A 19,050-nucleotide genomic window follows, 5' to 3' on the forward strand; every position below is an offset into this window, starting at 1 on the left:
CGCCCCGGTGGCGACCAGCGCCGCCGCCACCGCGCCCGGCCCGGCCAGGGCGGCCAGCGCCGCGGCGCGCAGCCCCGTCACCAGCACCAGGGCCAGCGCGCCATAGGTTCCGATCCGGCTGTCGCGCATGATGGCCAGCTTGGCGTCGCGGTCGCGGCCGCCGCCGAAGCCGTCGGCGACGTCGGCCAGCCCGTCCTCGTGCAGCGCCCCGGTCATCCACACCATCGCCCCCACGGCCAACAGCGCCGCCAGCGGCGGCGTCAGGCCGGCCGCCGCCGCCAGGGCGTAGACGGCGCCGCCCAGCGCCCCCACCCCGGCGCCCACCAGCGGGAACCAGCCCATGGCGCGGCCCAGCGCGTCGGCGGCCGGATCCCGGCGCAGGCGCAGCGGCAGGCGCGTCAGGACGATGGCGGCGAAGGTGAGGTCCTCGCCCAGCGCGGCAAGGCGGGCGGCACGGCGGGGGGTGGCGGGCATTCCCCTTCCTAGCGGAAACGCCGCCGCGCTGTCACCCTTCCCGGCGGTGCCCGAACAGGCCCATGGCGTGGGCGGCGTGAAGCGCCAGCGGCGCGCCCCAGCCGACCAGCGGCACCAGGAACCAGGGGGTGCCGGGGTCGAGCACGGCGTTGGCCGGCACCACCACAACCATCACCGCGAAATAGACGATGAGGTGGTTGAGGAAGCCGCGCAGCCGACGCCGGCCCGCCGGATCGGGGGCCGGACCGGGGTCAGCCGGGGCACTCTCGTCAGGACGGGGCGTGGCCACGGCGCGCGTCCTCCTCCTCCAGCAGCGCCTTGCGCGACAGCTTGCCGATCATCGTCTTGGGGAGGCTGTCGCGGAACTCGACGATCTTGGGCATCTCGATGGGCGACAGCTTGTCCGTGAGGAAGGCGACCAGTTCCTCCCGGGTCAGCGTGCGGTCGTCGGCAACCCGGATGTAGGCCTTGACCGTCTGGCCGCGGTAGTCGTCGGGCAGCCCGGCGACCACGCACTCCGCCACCGCCGGGTGGAGGTGGATCGCCTCCTCCACGTTGCGCGGGTAGACGTTGAAGCCGCTGCACAGGATCACGTCCTTGATGCGGTCGACGATGACCGTGTAGCCGTCCTCGTCGAGGATGCCCACGTCGCCGGTGTGGAGGCGGCCGTCCACCAGCACCAACGCCGTCTCGTCGGGCCTGTTCCAGTACCCCTTCATCACCTGCGGCCCGCGCAGGCAGACCTCGCCGCGCTCGCCCGCCGGCAGCACCCGGCGCGGCTCGTCCAGGCTGACGATCTCGACGATGGTTCCCGGCAGGGGCAGGCCGATCGAGCCGGCCCGGTTCTCGGCGTTCATGGGGTTGCAGCAGGCGACCGGCCCGCTTTCAGTGAGACCGTAACCCTCCACCAGCACGCAGCCGGTGGTGCGCTCGAACGCCTGCTTCACGTCCACCGGCAAAGGCGCCCCGCCCGACAGGCAGAAGCGGATCGACGACAGGTCGTAGTCCTTCAGCCGCTTGTGGTGGTTGATCGCGGTGTAGATGGTCGGCACCGCGGGGAACAGGGTCGGCTTCTTCTTGTGGATCGTCTCCATCACCTGGTCCAGCTCGAACCGGGGCAGCATGATGATCTCGGCGCCGAGGCGGATCGACAGGTTCATGATCACGGTCATGGCGAAGACGTGGAAGAAGGGCAGCACGCCGAGCATGCGCTCCTCCCCCGGCCGGGCCTCGCTGAACCACATCCCGCTCTGCACCGCGTTGGCGTGGAGGTTGGCGTGGGTCAGCATCGCCCCCTTCGGCACGCCGGTGGTGCCGCCGGTGTACTGCAGCACGGCCACGTCCTCGCCCGGGTCGATGGCGACGGGGTCGGGTGGCGTCGCGTCGGCGACGAGGCGCGCGAACGGCACGTGGCGTGCGTCGTCCGGCACCCGCGCCCGCTCCTTGCGCTTGACCAGCGGGAACAGCCAGCTCTTGGGAAACGGCAGGATGCCGGCCATGGCGCAGACGACGATCCGCTTCGGCACGGCCGGCTCGGGCAGGCGCATCAGCTTGTCGTGCAGCACCGCCAGGTCCAGGGTGACCATGATGTCGACCCCGGCGTCGGCGAGCTGGTGCACCAGCTCGCGCTCGGCGTAGAGCGGGTTGAAGTTCACCACCGTGCCGCCCGCCTTGATCACGCCATAGAAGGCGATGACGTAGTAGGGCGTGTTGGGCAGGAACAGGCCGACCCGGTCGCCCTTGCGCACGCCCATCGCCTGGAAGCCGCGGGCGGCGCGGTCGACCAGGGCCCCCACCTCGGCGTAGGTCCAGCGGCGGCCGAGGAACTCCAGAAAGGGGCGCGCGGCGAATCGCCGCACCGCGTCGTCCAGCAGCGTGTGGAGCGGCGTCGGCGGCAGCGGCGCGTGCCAGTCGATGGCGCTGGGGTAGCGCCGCTCCCACGGGAACGGCGGCACGGTGGCGGCGGCTTCGGCCATGGTTCGCGGTCCCAACGGTTCCCGGTTTTTCCCGAACATGGCCCGTCCGGGCGGCCGCCGCAAGCGCCGGGATGCCGCCGCGGGCCCCGTTAGCGCTTGGTCCGTCAACAAAAAGACGCTGGAGACTCCGCTTGCGGTGTGCCTACTATTCCCACGGGGCGGCGTCGGGCGCGCCCGCCGCCACCTCCTGGAGTCCACGCCGCGCGCAGTGCCTGGGTCAGGGGTCGGGACCGTGTCTCACGTCGATCAGAACAGGCCGACGGCGCCGCAAGACGGCGTCGCGGTTCGCGCCCTGGTGAAGTGGTTCAACGTCGCCAAGGGTTTCGGATTCGTGGCGCCGGTCGACGGCGCTCCGGACGCCTTCCTCCACATCTCGGTTCTCCTGCGCGCCGATCTGCACGACCTCGGCGAGGGGGCGGAGGTGCTGTGCGAGATCGGCCCCGGGCCCAAGGGTCCGCAGGTGCTGCGCCTGGTCGAGGTGACCGACGCCGGCGGCGCCGCGCCGGCCCCCGCAGCGCGCCCCCCGGACGGGCCGGAGAGCGAGGTGTCGGGCACGGTGAAGTGGTTCAAGCCGGACAAGGGGTTCGGCTTCGTCACCGCCGACGACGCGGCCAAGGACGTGTTCGTCCACAAGAGCGTGCTGCGCCGCTGCCGCCTTCTGGACCTCGAACCGGGCCAGCGCGTTCACATGCGGGTGCAGGATGCGGCCAAGGGGCGCGAGGCGACCTGGCTCACCCTGCTCTGACGACGCCGGCCACGCCGGGAATGACGAGGCGCCGGCGGCAAGGCGCCCATGCGCCGCCCGGGCAGCGGTTTGCCTCGACTTCCGCGGCGGCAATTGACTAGAACCGGAAGGCCACAGTTGGCTTTCCCCGCCGTTTCCGGGCCGAAGCGCCCGCACGGCGGGGCCATAACGACCAAAGCGAGCGAAGGAATTCGACGATGGCGAGCCAGGGGGACAACAAGTGGGTCTACAGCTTCGGCGCCGGCACCAGCGAGGGCCGGGCGGACATGAAGAATCTGCTGGGCGGTAAGGGGGCCAATCTGGCGGAGATGGCCAATCTCGGCCTGCCGGTGCCGCCGGGCTTCACCATCACCACCGATCTGTGCACCTTCTTCTACGCCAACGGCCGCAAGTACCCGGACGACCTGCGCGCCCAGGTCGACCAGGCGCTGGCCCGCCTCGAGACGGCGATGGAGGCCAGGTTCGGTGATCCGGCCAACCCGCTCCTGGTGTCCGTGCGCTCGGGCGCCCGGGCGTCGATGCCCGGGATGATGGACACGGTGCTGAACCTCGGGCTCAACGACGCCACGGTCCAGGGCCTGGTGACGCGCTCCGGGGACCCGCGCTTCGCCTACGACAGCTACCGCCGCTTCATCCAGATGTACGGCAACGTCGTGCTCGGCGTCGAACACCACCACTTCGAAGACATCCTGGAATCGCACAAGCGCGACAAGGACAAGCACCTCGACACCGACCTGGTGGCCGGGGACTGGCAGGCCGTCATCGCCGACTACAAGGCGATGGTCGAGCGCGAGCTGGGGCACCCCTTCCCGCAGGACGTCCAGGAGCAGCTGTGGGGCGCCATCGGCGCGGTGTTCGGGTCGTGGATGAACGCCCGCGCCATCACCTACCGCAAGCTGCACGACATCCCGGCCGACTGGGGCACCGCGGTCAACGTGCAGTGCATGGTGTTCGGCAACATGGGGAACGACTGCGCCACCGGCGTCGCCTTCACCCGCAACCCGTCGACCGGCGAGAACCTGTTCTACGGCGAGTACCTGGTGAACGCCCAGGGCGAGGACGTGGTGGCCGGCATCCGCACGCCGCAGCACCTGACCATCGCCGGCAAGGAGACCAACAAGTCCGACCTGCCGTCCATGGAGGAGGTCATGCCGGAGGTGTTCCGGCAGCTCGACGGCGTCCGCCAGACGCTGGAGACGCATTACCGCGACATGCAGGACGTCGAGTTCACGGTGCAGCAGGGCACCCTGTACATGCTGCAGACCCGCACCGGCAAGCGCACCGCGGCGGCGGCCCTGAAGATCGCCGTGGACCTCTGCCAGGAGGGCGTGATCGACAAGGCCGAGGCGGTGAAGCGGATCGATCCGGCGTCGCTGGACCAGCTCCTCCACCCCACCCTCGACCCCAAGGCGGCGCGCACGGTCGTCGCCAAGGGGCTGCCGGCGTCGCCCGGCGCGGCGTCGGGCAAGGTCGTGTTCACCGCCGATGAGGCCGAGGCCCAGGCCGGCCTCGGCGACGCCGTCATCCTCTGCCGCATCGAGACGAGCCCCGAGGACATCCACGGCATGCACGCCGCCCGCGGCATCCTGACGACCCGCGGCGGCATGACCAGCCACGCCGCCGTGGTCGCCCGCGGCATGGGCCGGGCCTGCGTCGCCGGGGCCGGCGAACTGCGGGTGGACTACAAGACCAAGACCATGTCGGTGCGCAACGTCACGGTGAAGGAGGGCGACACCATCACCATCGACGGCTCGACCGGCGAGGTCATGCTGGGCGAGGTGCCGACCATCCAGCCCGAACTGTCGGGCGACTTCGCCGCCCTGATGGGCTGGGCCGACCAGCTGCGCCGGATGGGCGTGCGGGCCAACGCCGAGACGCCGCTGGACGCCCGCACCGCGCGCAAGTTCGGCGCCGAGGGCATCGGCCTGTCGCGCACCGAGCACATGTTCTTCGATCCCGATCGCATCCTGGCGGTGCGCGAGATGATCATCGCCGAGACCGAGGAGGGCCGCCGCAAGGCGCTGGCCAAGCTGGAGCCCTTCCAGAAGCAGGACTTCGTCGAGCTGTTCGAGATCATGGCCGGCCTGCCGGTCACCATCCGCCTGCTCGACCCGCCGCTGCACGAGTTCCTGCCCAACACCGACGAGGAGATGGAGGAGGTGGCCCGGGCGGCCGGCACCGACCCGCTGCGGGTGCACCACCGCGCCGCCCAGCTCCACGAGGCCAACCCCATGCTGGGCCACCGCGGCTGCCGCCTCGGGATCACCTTCCCGGAGATCTACGAGATGCAGGCGCGCGCCATCTTCACCGCCGTCGCCGAGGTGGAGAAGACGACCGGACAGACCGTCATCCCCGAGGTCATGATCCCGCTGATCAGCACCCGCAAGGAGCTGGACATCCTGAAGGCGGTGGTCGACAAGGCGGCCGAACAGGTCAAGGCGGCGACCGGGCAGGACTTCACCTACCACGTCGGCACGATGATCGAGCTGCCGCGGGCGGCGCTGCGCGCCGGCGAGATCGCCGAGACGGCGGAGTTCTTCAGCTTCGGCACCAACGACCTGACGCAGACCACCTTCGGCATCAGCCGTGACGACGCCGGCAGCTTCCTGCCGGACTACGAACGCGCCGGCATCCTCGAGCACGACCCGTTCGCCACCCTCGACGCCGAGGGTGTCGGCGAACTGGTGCGCATCGGCGCGGAACGCGGCCGCAAGGTCCGCCCCGGCCTGAAGATGGGCATCTGCGGCGAGCACGGCGGCGATCCCGCCTCCATCGCCTTTTGCGAGGCGGTGGGCCTGGACTACGTGTCCTGCTCGCCCTACCGCGTGCCGATCGCCCGCCTGGCCGCCGCCCAGGCGGCGCTCAACGCCGAGACGGTCCAGCGCGACTGACGGCGGCACGGAAGGCCGACGCATCCCACCCCTCCGGAGCCCGCTCCGGAGGGGTTTTTCCGTTCGGGGGATTTTTCGTCACGCCGCCGACGCCGACCGCCGGTCGTGCCCCACCCCGCCGGCGCATCGTGGTAGTATGGTAAGCGTTCTGGAGGCTGCTGGGGGGCGACCATCCATGACCACACGCACCACCATCGCATGGAGCGACGATCTCGCCACCGGGATCGAGGCGCTCGACCGGGACCACGTGGCCCTGGTCGCCCAGTTCGGACGTCTGGCCGATCCCGCGGCCGGCCACGACCGGGCGACCGTGCGGGGCCTGCTCGACACCCTGATCGCCGACGTCTGCCGCCACTTCGACGAGGAGGAGCGGCTGATGCACGAGAGCCACTATCCCGAGACTGCGGCGCACCAAGAGGCGCACGCCCTGCTGCTGAAGCAGATCAACAGCTTCGTGGCCCTGCAGGACGCCCAGCCCGAGGGATGGGCGGCCGCCCACGCCGTCGATTTCGTCGGCCGCTGGCTGGTCGAGCACATCCGCGAGGACGATCACCGCTTCGGCGCCCACCTCGCCGGGCACCCCGCCGGCCGGTGACCCGGCACCGGCGGGACCAACCGGCCAAGGTGGGGCGGTCAAGGTGGGGCGGTCATGGCGGGGCGGTCAGGGCGGGGCGGTCAGGGCGGGGCGGTCAGGGCGAGGCGGAGGGCCAGGAGGGCACGGCGAACGCCTCGGCCATGTAGTCGACAAAGACGCGGACCCGCGCCGGAAGGTGCCGGCGGTGGGGATAGACGGCGCAGATCGGCGGGCTGTCGGCGTGGTTGTGGTCGGTGAGGACGGGAACCAGCCGCCCCGCCCGCAGGTCCGCCCCGACGATGAATTCCGCGAGGCGGGCCAGGCCCATGCCCGCCAGCGCGAAGCGGTGCAGCGCCTCGGTGGTGTTCGCTTCGACCGCGCCGCGCACGCGGACGGTGTAGCGGCCACGCGGACCGTCGAACTCCCAGGCGTTGATCCCGTTCTGCGGCGCCAGGCTGAGGCAGCAGTGGTCGGGCAGGTCGGCCGGCGTCTGCGGCACGCCGTTCCGCGCGAGGTAGGACGGCGCCGCGCACACGATCCTCCGGTTGGTCGCGAGGCGGCGCGCCACCAGCCGGCTGTCGCCGAGATCCGCCACCCGGATCGCGACGTCCGCCCCTTCCTCCAGCAGGTCGGCGACGGCGTCGGAGAAGGTCAGCTCCAACTCGACCTCGGGATGACGGGCCACGAAGCCGGGGATCAACGGCACCACCACGCGGTGGCCGAAGGCCAGGGGCAGGTGCACCCGCAGCCGCCCGCGCGGCTGCGCCGAGGGCTGCACCGCCCGGTCGGCGTCGTCGAGGTCGGCGAGGATACGCCGCGCCCGCTCCGCATAGGTCCGCCCCTCCTCGGTGAGGCCGAGGCGGCGCGTCGAGCGCTGCAGCAGGCGCACGCCCAGCCGGTCCTCCAGCCGCGCCACGATCTTGCTCACGGCGGAGGGCGTCAACCCGAGGCGCCGGGCCGCGGCGGAGAAGTCGCCGTCGTCCACCACGCGCACGAACACCGCCATCGTGTCGGCCCGGTCCATCGCCCCCTCATCTGATCCAAACGGTCACAGATGTACGGATCATAACGATGCTTATCGGAAGGCGCGGCATAAATTAACGTCGTCCTGTCGAGCAATGGAGGGACGACGATGGACACGGTGCGGCTGCTTCCCCTGGCGAGCCCCGACCTGGAGCGCGCGGCGCGCGCCCACCGCAACGCCGGACTCGGCCGGCTCCTGGCGCGGGCTGCGGCCTCGCTGGCCGGCGGCCTCGCGCGGATGGCCCGGATGGCCCGGATGGCGCAGGGCGGGCGGTCACGTTCAGGACGGATGACCGGCAATGGAATTGCGGCGTGCGCGGTGCGGACACGCGGCGTCGCCGGGTCGTCGCGACACATCTGAACAAACGGCGCGCGCCCCGCATCCGTGGTTGAATATCGGCCGGTCAGAGCGAACACTGCCCCGCCCCTTCCACCCCCCGGACGACGATGCGCGCACCGAGCCTGAGGACGACCGTGACCACGACCGTGGCGGCGCTGGCGTTCGGCGCCGCCCTGATCGGCGGCGCGCTGGTCGGGGCCGAGGCGGAGGCCGGGGCGCCGTGGCGCACCATGGTGCTGTCGGCCGCCCTGCTGGCGGCCGCTGTCAGCGGCCTCGGCTGGATCGCCGCGGATCGGATCGCACGGCCGCTGGGCGCCCTCACCCTCGCCGCCGACCGCCTGCGCGAGGGCCGGCGAGCCGGTGGAGGGGCGGTCGGCGGGGGGGCGGTCGGCGGGGGGGTGGCGGAGGTCCGCCGCCTCGCCGCCTCCCTCGACGCGCTGGCCGCCGATCTCGACGCCCAGACGCGCGCCACGGCGGACAGCGAGGAGCGTTTCCGGGCGTTGGCCGAGGCCATGCCGGCCATCCTGTTCATCACCGACCCGAGCGGCCACACCACCTATCTCAACCCGCAGTTCGGGCGGTTCACCGGCCGCTCCACCGCCGACATGATGGGTGCCGGCTGGCTGTCGGTGCTGCACCCCGACGACCGGGTGCGCACCGCCGCCGCGTGGGCCCAAGCGGTCCGCTCCGGCACGGACTACGAGATCGAGTACCGCTTCCGGCGCCACGACGGCGCGTGGCGGTGGTTCCTCGTCCGCGGCGTGCCGCAGCGCGACGCCGACGGGCGCATCCTGCGGTGGCTCGGCATCTGCACCGACGTCCACGAGCGGCGCCGCGCCGACCAGGCGCTGCGTGACAGCGAGGAGCGTCTGCGCCTCGGCGCCCAGGTGGCCGGCTTCGGGACCTTCGAGTGGCGGGCGGCGGAAGACCGCCACCTCTGGTCGGCCGAGCTGCGCCACATCGTCGGCCTCGCGCCGGACGAGCCGGTGACGCTCCAGCGGTGGCTCGCCCTGGTCCATGGCGACGACCGGCCGCGCGTCGCCGCGGCCATCGCCGACCTCCTGACTCCCGGCAACACGGCGACGGTCGACCTGGAGCACCGCATCCTCCGCCCTGATGGCGAGACCCGCTGGCTGCACGCCTGCTGGCGAACCTTCCCGGTGCCGGCGCTCGGCGGAGTCAGCGACCGGGTGGTCGGCGTCGTCCGCGACGTCACCGAGCGGCGCCTGGCCGACGCGGCGCAACGGCGGGCGCGGGCCGAGATGCTGCACGCGTCGCGCCTCAGCCTGATCGGCGAGGTCGCCTCGACCATCGCCCACGAGGTCAACCAGCCGCTGGGCGCCGCCGCCAACTTCCTGGAGGTCGCGCGCGCCATGGCCGGCGCGGGGCCGCTCGCCGAGGTCCTGGCGCGGGTTCACGGCGAGGTGACCCGCGCCACGGACACCGTGCGCAAGGTGCGGTCCTTCGCCGCCGACCGCGCCCTCGAGCCGCGCCCCGAATCCTTGCCGGCCCTGCTGAGCGACGCCGCGTCGCTGGCCTTGCTGGGCGATCGCGGCGACGGTGTCACCGTCGCCTACGCCCTGGCCGAGGAGGCGCAGACCGTTCTCGTCGACCGGGTGCCGTTCCAGCAGGTGATCGTGAACCTGGTCCGCAACGCCGCGGAGGCCATGGCCGGCGCGGCGCGCAAGGAGATCCGCATCGTGGCGACGGCCGTGCCGGAGGCCGGCATGGCGGAGATCGCCGTGGCCGACACCGGCCCCGGCATCGCCGCCGACCTCCTGCCGCGCCTGTTCACCGCCTTCACCACCACCAAGCCGGACGGCACCGGCCTCGGCCTCTCCACATCCCGGTCGATCGTCGAGGCCCATGGCGGGCGGCTGTGGGCCGAGGCGCCGGCGGAGGGTGGCGCGGTGTTCCGCCTGAGGGTGCCTCTCGCCATGGGTGCCGCTCATGGCTGAACGCCTCCCCGCGCCCCGCCCGGCCGGCCGCGGGCCGGTCCACGTGGTCGACGACGACGCACCATTCCGCGAGTCGCTGGCGCTGATGCTGGAAACCAGCGGCTACCATGTGCTCGCCCACGCCGACGGCCGGAGCTTCGTCGCGGCCCTGGAGGGCGCTCCGGCAGGGTGCGCCCTGGTCGACGTCGCGATGCCCGGCCTCGACGGGCACGCCGTCCAGCGCCTTCTCGGGGCGCGCGGCCTGACCATCCCGGTGGTGGTGATGACGGGACGGGCCGACGTGCCCACCGCGGTGCGGGCGATGAAGGCGGGCGCGGTGGACTTCATCGAGAAGCCGTTCGACCTCGACACCCTCTGCGCCGCCGTGGACGCCGCCCTCGCCCGCGCGACGGCGCCGCCGGAGGACCCGGAGCTGGCCGGGTTCCGGGAGCGCCTGGCCAGCCTGACCGAGCGCGAGCGCCAGGTGCTCGACGGGGTGGTGGCCGGGCATCCCACCAAGGTCATCGCCTTCCAGCTCGGCATCAGTCCCCGCACCGTCGATGCCCACCGCGTGCGGATCGGCGACAAGCTCCGGGTCACCGGCCTGCCCAATCTGGTGCGGATGGCGCTGGCGGCCGGCGTGACGGGGTCCCGCCGTTAGGTATGTCTACGCAATGAACGGGGCGGCGCGGCATTCTAAGGTGTCCGCCTAGGGTGTCCGCGGCACGGGATGCCGGACGGGTCCGCGGCTGTCGGAGGCCGCGGCTGATCACGGAGCGCGCGATGACGGTGGTGATCGTCGAGGACGACGATGGGTTGCGCGAGTCCCTGCAGCTTCTCCTCGCCTCCAACGGATACCGGACACGCGCCTACGCCTCGGCCGAAGCGTTCCTTGCCGCCGATGGCGGCAGCGGCGCCTGCACCTTCCTGCTCGTCGACCAGCATCTCGACGGCATGACCGGCATGGACCTGCTGCACCGCCTCGCCGGCGGCGGCGCTCCCCTGCCCCCCGCCGTCCTGGTGTCGGCCCGCCTGACGGCCGCCCTGGCCGCCGAGGCAATGGCCGCCGGCGCGACGCGGGCGCTGGAGAAGCCCCTCGCCCCCGGCACGCTGCTGGCCCTGGTGGCCGGCACCGCCACGCCCGGGCCGGAGTAGGTAGTCCTACCTACGCAGAGATACGAATACGCCCCCGGCGGCGATTCTGCTTCAGTGTGCCGGCGCGCCACGCCCGCCGGCGGGGGCTCCGCCGGATGTCCGCGCCCTGGCGTTCATCCTCTGGGAAGGAAGAAACGGACGATGCGGGACAACGGCCCGATCACCCGACGGGAAGTCGAGCTGGCGGAGGATTCGCTGCTGGTGTCGCGGACCGACGCCGACGGGCGGATCGTCTTCGCCAACGCGGCCTTCGTGGCCATCAGCGGGTTCACCGAAGAGGAGCTGCTCGGGTCGCCGCACAACATCGTGCGCCATCCCGACATGCCGAAGGCGGCCTTCGCCGACCTGTGGGAGACCGTCAAGGACGGCCGCCCGTGGGAGGGTCTGGTCAAGAACCGGTGCAAGAACGGCGACCACTACTGGGTGCGCGCCAACGTCACCCCGGTCGAGGAGGGCGGCGCCGTTGCCGGCTTCATCTCCATCCGCACCAAGCCCTCCCGCGCCGAGATCGCGGACGCGGAGCGCGCCTACGCCGCGCTGCGCGACGGCGCGGCGGGACTGTCGCTGCGCGACGGTGCGGTCGTGCGCACCGGCCTTGGCAACCGCCTGGCCACCCTCGCGCGCAGCGTCTCGGGACGCCTGGTTCTGGCGTTCGCCGCCGTCATCGCCATGATGATCCTGGTCGGCGCCGTGGACCTCCAGGGCATGAAGGACACCGCCGCCAGCCTGCGCCAGGTCAAGGACGAGCGGGTGGCGCCGCTGCGCGACCTGAAGATCATCTCCGACGCCTACGCCGTCTTCGTCGTCGACGCCTCGCACAAGGTGCGCAACGGCAATTTCGACTGGGCGGACGGAACCGCCGCGGTGGAGAACGCCAACCGCGCCATCACCGCCCAGTGGACCCGCTTCGCCGCCGGCTCCTTTGTCGGCGCGGAGGCCGCCCTGGTGGCCGAGGTCACGCGCCTGAAGGCGCCGGCCGACACCCTCGTCGGCGACCTCGCGGCGCTGTTCGCCGCCCGCGACTCCGCCGGCCTCGACGCCCTGGTGCGCGACCGGCTCTACCAGACCATCGACCCGCTGACCGACCGCATCAGCGCCCTGGTGGACCACCAGCTCACCACCTCCGAAACGGTCGCCGAGAACGCCGAAGCGCATTTCGTGGTCCTGGCCTGGGGGACGGTGGTGCTGATCGCCGTCAGCGTCGCCATCACCATCGCCTTCGCCGTGGTCCTGATCCGCTCGGTGCGGCGTCCGCTGAGCCGGCTGGAGGTGCATTTCGACTCCGTCGCGCGCAGCGCCTTCAGCCGGAGCATCGAGGTCCCGGCCACCGCCGAGTTCCGCCGCACCTACGCCCAGCTCCGCGCCCTGCGCGCGCGCCTGGCCTACAACATCCTGGAGACGCGCGAGACCGAGGCGCGCAAGAAGGAGGAGATGCGCAAAGCCCTGCTCGACACCTGCCGGGCGGTGGAGGACGACCTCGACCTGACCTGGATCGACGTCGATCGGTCCAGCCAGCGCGTGGGCGCCGGCATCACCCACCTCATGGACTCGCTGACGGTGGTTCGTGACAGCACGCTGGTGGTCTCCTCCTCGGCCGAGCAGGCCAGCTCGAACGCCGCCAGCGTGGCCGCCGCGACCGAGGAGCTGAGCGCCGCCGGGGGCGAGATCGCCCGTCAGGCCGCCCGGTCCAGCACGGTCGCCCGGCGCGCCGTGTCCGGCGCCCGCGACGCCGCGGTCGCCATCGAGCGCATGGAGACGGCGACCGCCGACATCAGCCACGTGGCCACCCTGATCGCCTCCATCGCCGGCCAGACCAACCTGCTGGCGCTGAACGCCACCATCGAGGCGGCGCGCGCCGGCGAGGCCGGCAAGGGCTTCGCCGTGGTCGCCACCGAGGTCAAGAACCTGGCCGGACAGACGGCCAAGGCGACCGAGGAGATCGCCGCCCAGATCGCCGGACTGCGGACCACCGTGGCCACCAGCGTGTCGTCCATCCGCACGGTGATCGGCGTCATCGAGGAGATCGACGAGGCCGCCGCGGCCACCGCCGCCGCGGTCGAGCAGCAGACCGCAGCCAACGCCGAGATCGGCCGCAGCGCCGCCGACTCCGCCGAGGGCGCCACCCAGGTGTCGGGCAGCGTCATGCGCATCCGCGACCAGTCCACCGCCATCACCGCCGTCGCCGAGGACGTGAGCACCCGCGTCGCCGAGACCCAGCGGGTGGTGTCGGACCTGAAGCGGCGCCTGATCGTCGCGCTGCGCCAGTCGGTGGCGGGCGACCGCCGGGTGACCGACCGCATCCCCTGCGACGTCCCGGTCGGCCTCTCGGCCGCCGGCCGTTCGACCCGGACGACCCTTCTGGACCTCTCGCTGGAAGGGTTCCTGATCGACTCCACCGGGCTGCCGAGCCTGCGCGAGGGCGACCGCATCGAGCTGACCCTCCCCGAGGTGGGCACGCTGCCCGGCTTGGTCGCCGGCACCAGCGACCTCGGCCTCCACGTCGCGCTGGGCGACGCGGGGGCGGCGCAGATGGTCAAGCTCGAGCGGTACTATCAGGCCATGATCGCGGCCGACTCGCGCTTCATCGACGCCGCCCAGGCGGCGGCCGCCAAGGTGTCGGAGGCCCTGTCGCAGAGCCTCGCCCGGCGGGAGATCGCCGAGGAGGACCTGTTCTCGACGGCGCTGACGCCGGTCGCCGGCAGCGACCCGGAGCAATACCTCGCCCCCTTCACCGCCGTGACCGACCGGCTGCTGCCGGCGATCCAGGAGCCGCTGCTGGGGCTCGACGCCCGGATCGAGTTCTGCGCCACCGTCAACGCGATCGGCTACCTGCCGACCCACAACGCCAAGTACGCGCAGCCCCAGAAGCCCGGCGACGCCGCGTGGAACGCCGCGAACTGCCGGAACCGCCGCGTCTTCGCCGACCGGGCCGGGCTGGCCGCCGCCCGCAACACCCGGCCGTTCCTCCTGCAGGCCTATCGCCGCGACATGGGCGGCGGCCGGGTCGTCCGCCTGAAGGAGGTCGACGCGCCGGTGACCGTCAATGGCCGTCACTGGGGCGCGCTGCGCCTCGCCTTCCGCGCCTGAGCCGCGGCCGGAGGGCGGCCGCCGGCCGGCGTCAGCCGGTCCGCATCTCCTTGACGAAGCGGTCGACCTGGCCGTCCAGGGCCTTCACCTGGTCGGCCACCGTGGCGGAGGCGTCGAGCACGCTGCGCGCCGAGTGGCCGGCGTCGGCGGCGGCGCGGGCCACGGTGTCGATGCTGGTGCGGACGTGCCGCGTGCCGTCGGCCGCCTCGCTCACGTTGCGGGCGATCTCGCGGGTGGCGGCGCTCTGCTGCTCGACCGCGGCGGCGATGGTGGTGGCGATCTCGTTGATCGAGCGGATGGTGCCGGCGATGGCCCGGATGGCGGTCACCGAATCCTGGGTGACCGCCTGCATCCCGGCGATCTGCTGGCTGATCTCCTCGGTCGCCCTGGCGGTCTGGTTGGCCAGGCTCTTGACCTCCTGGGCGACCACCGCGAAGCCCTTGCCGGCCTCCCCGGCGCGCGCCGCCTCGATCGTGGCGTTCAGCGCCAGCAGGTTGGTCTGGCTGGCGATGTCGGAGATCAGGTCCACCACGTCGCCGATGCGGCCGGCGGCGGTCGCCAGCCCCTCCACCGTGTGGTCCGTTCGCTCGGCCTCGTCGGCCGCCTGCCGGGCGATGCGGCTGGAGGCCTGCACCTGGCTGCCGATCTCGTGGATCGAGGCCGACAGCTCCTCGGTGGCCGCCGCCACCGCCTCGACGCTGCCCGCCGCCTGCTCCGACGTGGCGGCGGCGGTCGCCGCCTCGCCCGAGGTCTGCTCCGCCGTGCGGGTCATGCGCGCGGCGACGTCCTGCATCTCGCCCGCGGCGTGGGACACCCGCTCCAGCAGGCTGCGCACGGTCTCCTCGAAGCCGTCGGCCATCTCCAGCATCGCCCGGCGCCGGTCGCGGGCGGCCCGTTCGCGCTCCTCCTCGGTGCGCCGGCGCTCCTCCTCCAGGGCCCGGGCGTTGTCGCGGAAGACGGCCAGGGACAAGGCCATGCGGGCGATCTCGTCGCGTCCGCCGGACGGCACCGGCGCCGCCAGATCGCCCTCGCTGATCCGGGCCATGGCGTCGGTCAGCCGGCCCAGGCGCAGCACGATGCCGTTGCGCACGATGAACCAGCCCACCAGAAGCACCGCCGCGATGCCCGCCACCCCGAGGACGATCATCACGGTGCGGGCCAGGGCGGTGGCCGCGCGCGCCTGGTGCGAGGCCTGCTCCATGGCGGCCTCGGCGGCGGCGGCGATGGCGGCCACGTGCTCCGACAGCACCAGCGTGCCGGCGCGGATGGTCTCGTCGAGCCCCTGGGCGGCCGCGATGTGGCCCAGCTCCGCGCCGCGCCGGGCGAACAGCCCGTCGTCGCCCTGGCCGATGCCGGCGAGCCGGGCGGCCGCGGTGCGCAGATCGGCGGCGGCGGCCGAGCCGGTGTTGCGGACGCCGGCGGCGGTCATCGCCTCGACCGCGGACGTGAAGGAGGCCCGCTGCTGCGACAGCTCGTAGGCGGCGGACTCGTTGGCGGCCGTGGCGATCAGCCCGGCCATGAGGTTGGCCTCGCCGCGCAGCTCCAGCGCCGCGCGCAGCGCCTCCACCTCGTTGCTGAAGAGGCTGGCGACCTGCTCGCCGGTGCGGGTGATGGTGTCGCCACTGCCCATCATCAGGTTGAAGGCGGACTCGTCGGCCAGCGTCGACAGCACGGTGAGCAGGTCGTCGCGCACCGCGATCATGTCCTTGACGATGCCGGTGCGGCGGTCGCGCAGCGCCTCGCTCTGCCCGGGCGAGCGCACGCCTCCGGCCAGCTCCTCGGCGCGCAGGGCGAACAGGTCGTCGCGCCCGGCGCCGTAGCCCAGCAGAAGGTCCACGATCAGCGTGGCGTCCTGCGCCGGCTGGCCGGAGGGCAGGTCGCCCACCCCCAGGCGCAGCCAGCGGGCGGTCGCCTCGAACCGTTCGCGCAGCGGGGCCAGCGCGGCCGGGTCGGGCACCGTGGCGGCCTCCAGCAGCAGCGCGACCGCGAGGTTGGCATCGGCGGACAGGGTGAGCGAGGCCTGGACCGCGCCGACCTGCACGTCGATCAGGGTGCGGATCGCCTCGTCGTTGTTCTGCAGGGCGGTCGCGGCGCCGTCGTGCATGGACGCCGCGGCCTCCTCGACCACCGCGGCGGACCGCCGCAGGACGTCGGCGTGGTGGGCCTTGGACAGCTCCAGCAGGCGCGCGCGGTCGGCTCGGGTGCTGGCCAGATCGGTCACCGTGGTGGCGAGCCCGGCCAGGGCGACGCGCATGCCCTCGACCGCCTGGGCGGCGTCATCGACCGCCGGCATGCCCAGCTCGCGCAGGCCGGCCAGCGCCATGGCGACGGTCTGCGACTGCTCCTCGATGCGGGCCTTCAGGGCCTCGCGGTCCAGGCTGGTCTCCGCCGTGCGCAGGGCCGGGGCCAGTTCGCCCAGGCGCACCGCGCCGATCTCCAGCTGCCGCGACAGGGCCAGCGCACGCGCCCCCCGCTCGGTGATCGCCGCGACGCTGGCGTCGATCTGCACGTAGGAGCCGTTGGCGACGAACGCCGCCGCCACGGTGAGCGCCGCGCTGACCCCGAACGCCGCCAGCAACTTGATGCCGATGCTGAGGCCCCCGGCCCCCGCCGTTCCCGACCGGATACCCGCCATGACCGTTTCCTCCGGAGTGGGGCCGATTGTTCCCGGCCCTGTTGTCGTTGAGCGGCTCAACCCTTGGGGCCGGCCGGGGCGTCCGCCGGTTCGGCGGCGCCGTCCGCGCCCAGGACCGAGACGAAGACGTCGTCCCATCCCTGGGTGTCGCCGGGGCCGAACCGCAGGGCCGCGCCGCCGAGATCGGTGAGGCCGACCAGGGCCGTCAGCAGGGCCTCCCGCGTCGGTTCCCCCGGCAGCCGCGCCAGGGCCTGCACCACCATCCGGCCGACCGCGTAGCCTTCCAGGGACACCGCGTCGACGGGCGCCTCATCCGGCAGCGCCGCCATCGCGGCGCGGTGGGCGCCGACCAGCCGCGGTGCGGCGGGCCCCGGCGGCGGCACCACGCGGCTGACGGTCACGCCCGCCGCGGCCGGCCCGAGGGCGGCGGCGAGGCCGGCCGGACCCGCCGCGGACACCGCCGCGAACGCCGGCACGGGGTCGAGGCGCCGGGCCAGCGCGACGAAGGCGGCGCAGGGCTCGTACGCGCCGATCATCACCACCGCATCGGCCTTCGCCTTGCGGACCGCCAGCAGCGCCGCGTTCACCGCCGTGGTGTTGCGGGCGAAGGCGCCGCGGGCGACCAGCGGCAGGCCGCGCGCCTCCATCGCCGCCTCCACCCCGGCCAGCCCGGCGCGCCCGAAGGCGTCGTCCTGGTAGAGGATGGCGACGCGACCGGCGCCCAGCTCCCCGGTCAGGTGCGCCACCAGGGCCGCGGTCTCCTGGTGCAGGGACGGCCGCAGCGTGACGGCGATGTGGCGCATCGGGTTGCGCAGGGCGGCCGCGCCGCCGAGCGGTCCGACGAAGGGCACCCCGGCCGCCTCGGCCAGGGGCAGCGCCGCGCCGGCGGCGGCGTCGCCGACCGCACCCACCAGCGCGAACACCCCGTCCTCGTTGATCAGGCGGCGGGTCTCCTCCGCCGCCCGGGCCGGCTCGTAGCCGTCGTCGCGGCTGGTCAGCTCCAGGCGGCGCCCGTGCACCCCGCCGTCGGCGTTGGCCTCGGCGAAGGCCGCCAGGATGCCGGCCCGCATGCTCCGCCCCAGCGCCGCCGCCGGCCCCTCCAGGGCGGCCGACTGGCCGAAGACGATGCGGTCGGCGTGCACCCCGGGATCGGCCTGCGCCACGCCGGCCACCCCCAGGAGAACGCCGAGCGCCAGCCCAGCGACGCGCCGCTTTCGCCCCATCCCGCCCCCCCATCCGTCGTTCGGCGGCACCGCAACACGCCGCATCGTCAATCATCCGTGCAAGAAATTAAACGAACTCTTAACGAGCGGGAATACCCATATTCGTGGGGGGCTGTCGGCGACCCGGCCGGCGGTCGCGCGCCGCGCACATGGCGCTTGCATCGCTGCCGCATCGTCGCTATGGTCCGCGCCCGACGCCGCAGTAGCTCAGGGGTAGAGCAACTGATTCGTAATCAGTAGGTCGAGAGTTCGAATCCCTCCTGCGGCACCAGTTTCGAAGGCCCCGGACCGGCGCACGGTCCGGGGCCTTTGCGTGTGGCGCTCCCTGTGCGTGCGGCGCTCCGTGTCCATTCCATGCCGGGTGCCGGCGAGGGCGCGCCCCGCCCCGCCCCGCCCCGCGATCAGCCGGGCTTGCGGCCGACGACGCGCATGTCGCGGGGCTCGCGCAGCTTGAACTGGGCCGGCTCGCGGCGCAGATCGGCGAGGCCGGCGGCGGCCATGACCTGGGCCAGGGTTTCCGGCGTGTAGCCCCAGCGGTGCACCATCAGGGGGTCGCGCCATTTGGGGTCGCCGTAGAACACCCACATGGTGCGCTGGCCCCGCCCGTCGGCCTGGCCCATGGCCACGGGGTCCTGGAGGAAGAGCTCGCACGCCGTGCGCAGGTTCGGGCATTCCAGCACCATGCGGCCGCCGGGCTTCAGCACGCGCACCCACTCGCGCAGCACGTCCTCGACCTCCCAGCGCCAGAAATGCTCGATGACGTGCACCGCCAGCACCTCGTCGACGCTGGCGTCGGCAAAGCCGGTGAGCTGGTGGAGGTCGCACAGCACGTCGGGCCGCACCCCGGCCCGGCTCGGGGCGATGTCGACGTTGACGTAGCCCGGCAGCAGCTTGTCGCCGCACCCGAGGTTGAGGCGGACCGCGCCGGACCGCTCGGCCGGCGCGGCGGACGGGGGCGCGGCGGACGGGGGCGCCGCCGCCGGGCCACCG

General features: G+C 73.2%; 15 protein-coding genes and 1 tRNA gene. 9 read left to right on the top strand and 7 right to left on the bottom strand.

Annotation, left to right across the window (positions count from 1 at the left end; all coding sequences use genetic code 11):
- The 3 genes from AC6H2I_RS29975 to AC6H2I_RS29985 form a co-directional block, all read right to left on the bottom strand.
- Nucleotides 1-474: adenosylcobinamide-GDP ribazoletransferase (locus AC6H2I_RS29975; protein ID WP_497504457.1), on the bottom strand; the 474-nt coding region annotated here is incomplete at its 3' end.
- A 31-nt stretch (nt 475-505) separates the two neighbouring features.
- Entirely contained in the window at nt 506-763 is a 258-nt protein-coding gene (locus tag AC6H2I_RS29980; protein ID WP_497504458.1) for a 2TM domain-containing protein, read from the bottom strand.
- Nucleotides 744-2,450 carry a long-chain-fatty-acid--CoA ligase gene (locus AC6H2I_RS29985; RefSeq protein ID WP_497504459.1) on the bottom strand — a complete coding sequence of 569 codons (1,707 nt, stop codon included), beginning with the start codon at nt 2,448-2,450 and terminating at the stop codon, nt 744-746. The genes AC6H2I_RS29980 and AC6H2I_RS29985 overlap by 20 nt, the downstream gene beginning before the upstream one ends.
- A gap of 232 nt (nt 2,451-2,682) precedes the next feature.
- Here AC6H2I_RS29985 and AC6H2I_RS29990 point away from each other — a divergent pair, with 232 nt between their 5' ends.
- The 3 genes from AC6H2I_RS29990 (at nt 2,683) to AC6H2I_RS30000 (ending at nt 6,681) form a co-directional block, all read left to right on the top strand.
- Nucleotides 2,683-3,195, top strand: coding sequence for a cold-shock protein (locus AC6H2I_RS29990; protein WP_497504460.1), 513 nt, complete (start codon nt 2,683-2,685; stop codon nt 3,193-3,195).
- Between the two features lie 197 nt (nt 3,196-3,392).
- The gene (gene ppdK, locus AC6H2I_RS29995) at nt 3,393-6,086 is read left to right on the top strand and encodes a pyruvate, phosphate dikinase (RefSeq protein ID WP_497504461.1); all 2,694 of its coding nucleotides are present in this window, start codon (nt 3,393-3,395) and stop codon (nt 6,084-6,086) included.
- A 175-nt stretch (nt 6,087-6,261) separates the two neighbouring features.
- Nucleotides 6,262-6,681, top strand: a complete 420-nt coding sequence (locus AC6H2I_RS30000) for a bacteriohemerythrin (protein ID WP_497504462.1) — start codon at nt 6,262-6,264, stop codon at nt 6,679-6,681.
- A 94-nt stretch (nt 6,682-6,775) separates the two neighbouring features.
- Here AC6H2I_RS30000 and AC6H2I_RS30005 read toward each other — a convergent pair whose 3' ends face one another.
- Entirely contained in the window at nt 6,776-7,684 is a 909-nt protein-coding gene (locus tag AC6H2I_RS30005; protein ID WP_497504463.1) for a LysR family transcriptional regulator, read from the bottom strand.
- 108 nt (nt 7,685-7,792) lie between these two features.
- Here AC6H2I_RS30005 and AC6H2I_RS30010 point away from each other — a divergent pair, with 108 nt between their 5' ends.
- The 5 genes from AC6H2I_RS30010 to AC6H2I_RS30030 all read left to right on the top strand — a co-directional run bounded on the left by AC6H2I_RS30010 (nt 7,793) and on the right by AC6H2I_RS30030 (nt 14,202).
- A complete protein-coding gene (locus tag AC6H2I_RS30010; RefSeq protein ID WP_497504464.1) occupies nt 7,793-8,044 on the top strand; it encodes a hypothetical protein in 252 nt (83 codons plus the stop codon).
- A gap of 113 nt (nt 8,045-8,157) precedes the next feature.
- Nucleotides 8,158-9,981, top strand: a complete 1,824-nt coding sequence (locus AC6H2I_RS30015; RefSeq protein WP_497504465.1) for a PAS domain-containing sensor histidine kinase — start codon at nt 8,158-8,160, stop codon at nt 9,979-9,981.
- Nucleotides 9,974-10,621: a response regulator transcription factor gene (locus AC6H2I_RS30020; RefSeq protein WP_497504466.1), complete on the top strand. Its 648-nt coding sequence runs from the start codon at nt 9,974-9,976 to the stop codon at nt 10,619-10,621. The genes AC6H2I_RS30015 and AC6H2I_RS30020 overlap by 8 nt, the downstream gene beginning before the upstream one ends.
- A 122-nt stretch (nt 10,622-10,743) precedes the next feature.
- Nucleotides 10,744-11,115 (top strand): response regulator, encoded by a 372-nt coding sequence (locus AC6H2I_RS30025; RefSeq protein ID WP_497504467.1) that lies wholly within the window; start codon nt 10,744-10,746, stop codon nt 11,113-11,115.
- A 141-nt stretch (nt 11,116-11,256) separates the two neighbouring features.
- On the top strand, nt 11,257-14,202 hold the full coding sequence (locus tag AC6H2I_RS30030; protein WP_497504468.1) for a methyl-accepting chemotaxis protein: 2,946 nt from the start codon (nt 11,257-11,259) through the stop codon (nt 14,200-14,202).
- 31 nt (nt 14,203-14,233) lie between these two features.
- Here the strand turns inward: AC6H2I_RS30030 and AC6H2I_RS30035 are convergent, their stop codons facing one another.
- Both AC6H2I_RS30035 and AC6H2I_RS30040 read right to left on the bottom strand, forming a co-directional pair.
- Entirely contained in the window at nt 14,234-16,837 is a 2,604-nt protein-coding gene (locus AC6H2I_RS30035) for a methyl-accepting chemotaxis protein (protein WP_497504469.1), read from the bottom strand.
- 56 nt (nt 16,838-16,893) lie between these two features.
- Complete coding sequence (locus AC6H2I_RS30040; protein ID WP_497504470.1) at nt 16,894-18,060, bottom strand: ABC transporter substrate-binding protein; 1,167 nt, start codon at nt 18,058-18,060, stop codon at nt 16,894-16,896.
- Nucleotides 18,061-18,256: 196 nt separating this feature from the next.
- Between AC6H2I_RS30040 and AC6H2I_RS30045 the strand changes: the two genes are divergently transcribed.
- Nucleotides 18,257-18,331 (top strand) — tRNA-Thr (locus AC6H2I_RS30045).
- 130 nt (nt 18,332-18,461) lie between these two features.
- Here AC6H2I_RS30045 and AC6H2I_RS30050 read toward each other — a convergent pair.
- Nucleotides 18,462-19,050 (bottom strand): class I SAM-dependent methyltransferase (locus AC6H2I_RS30050; RefSeq protein ID WP_497504471.1); only part of this gene is annotated, 589 nt, incomplete at its 5' end.

The organism is Azospirillum sp. NS33 (assembly GCF_059703765.1).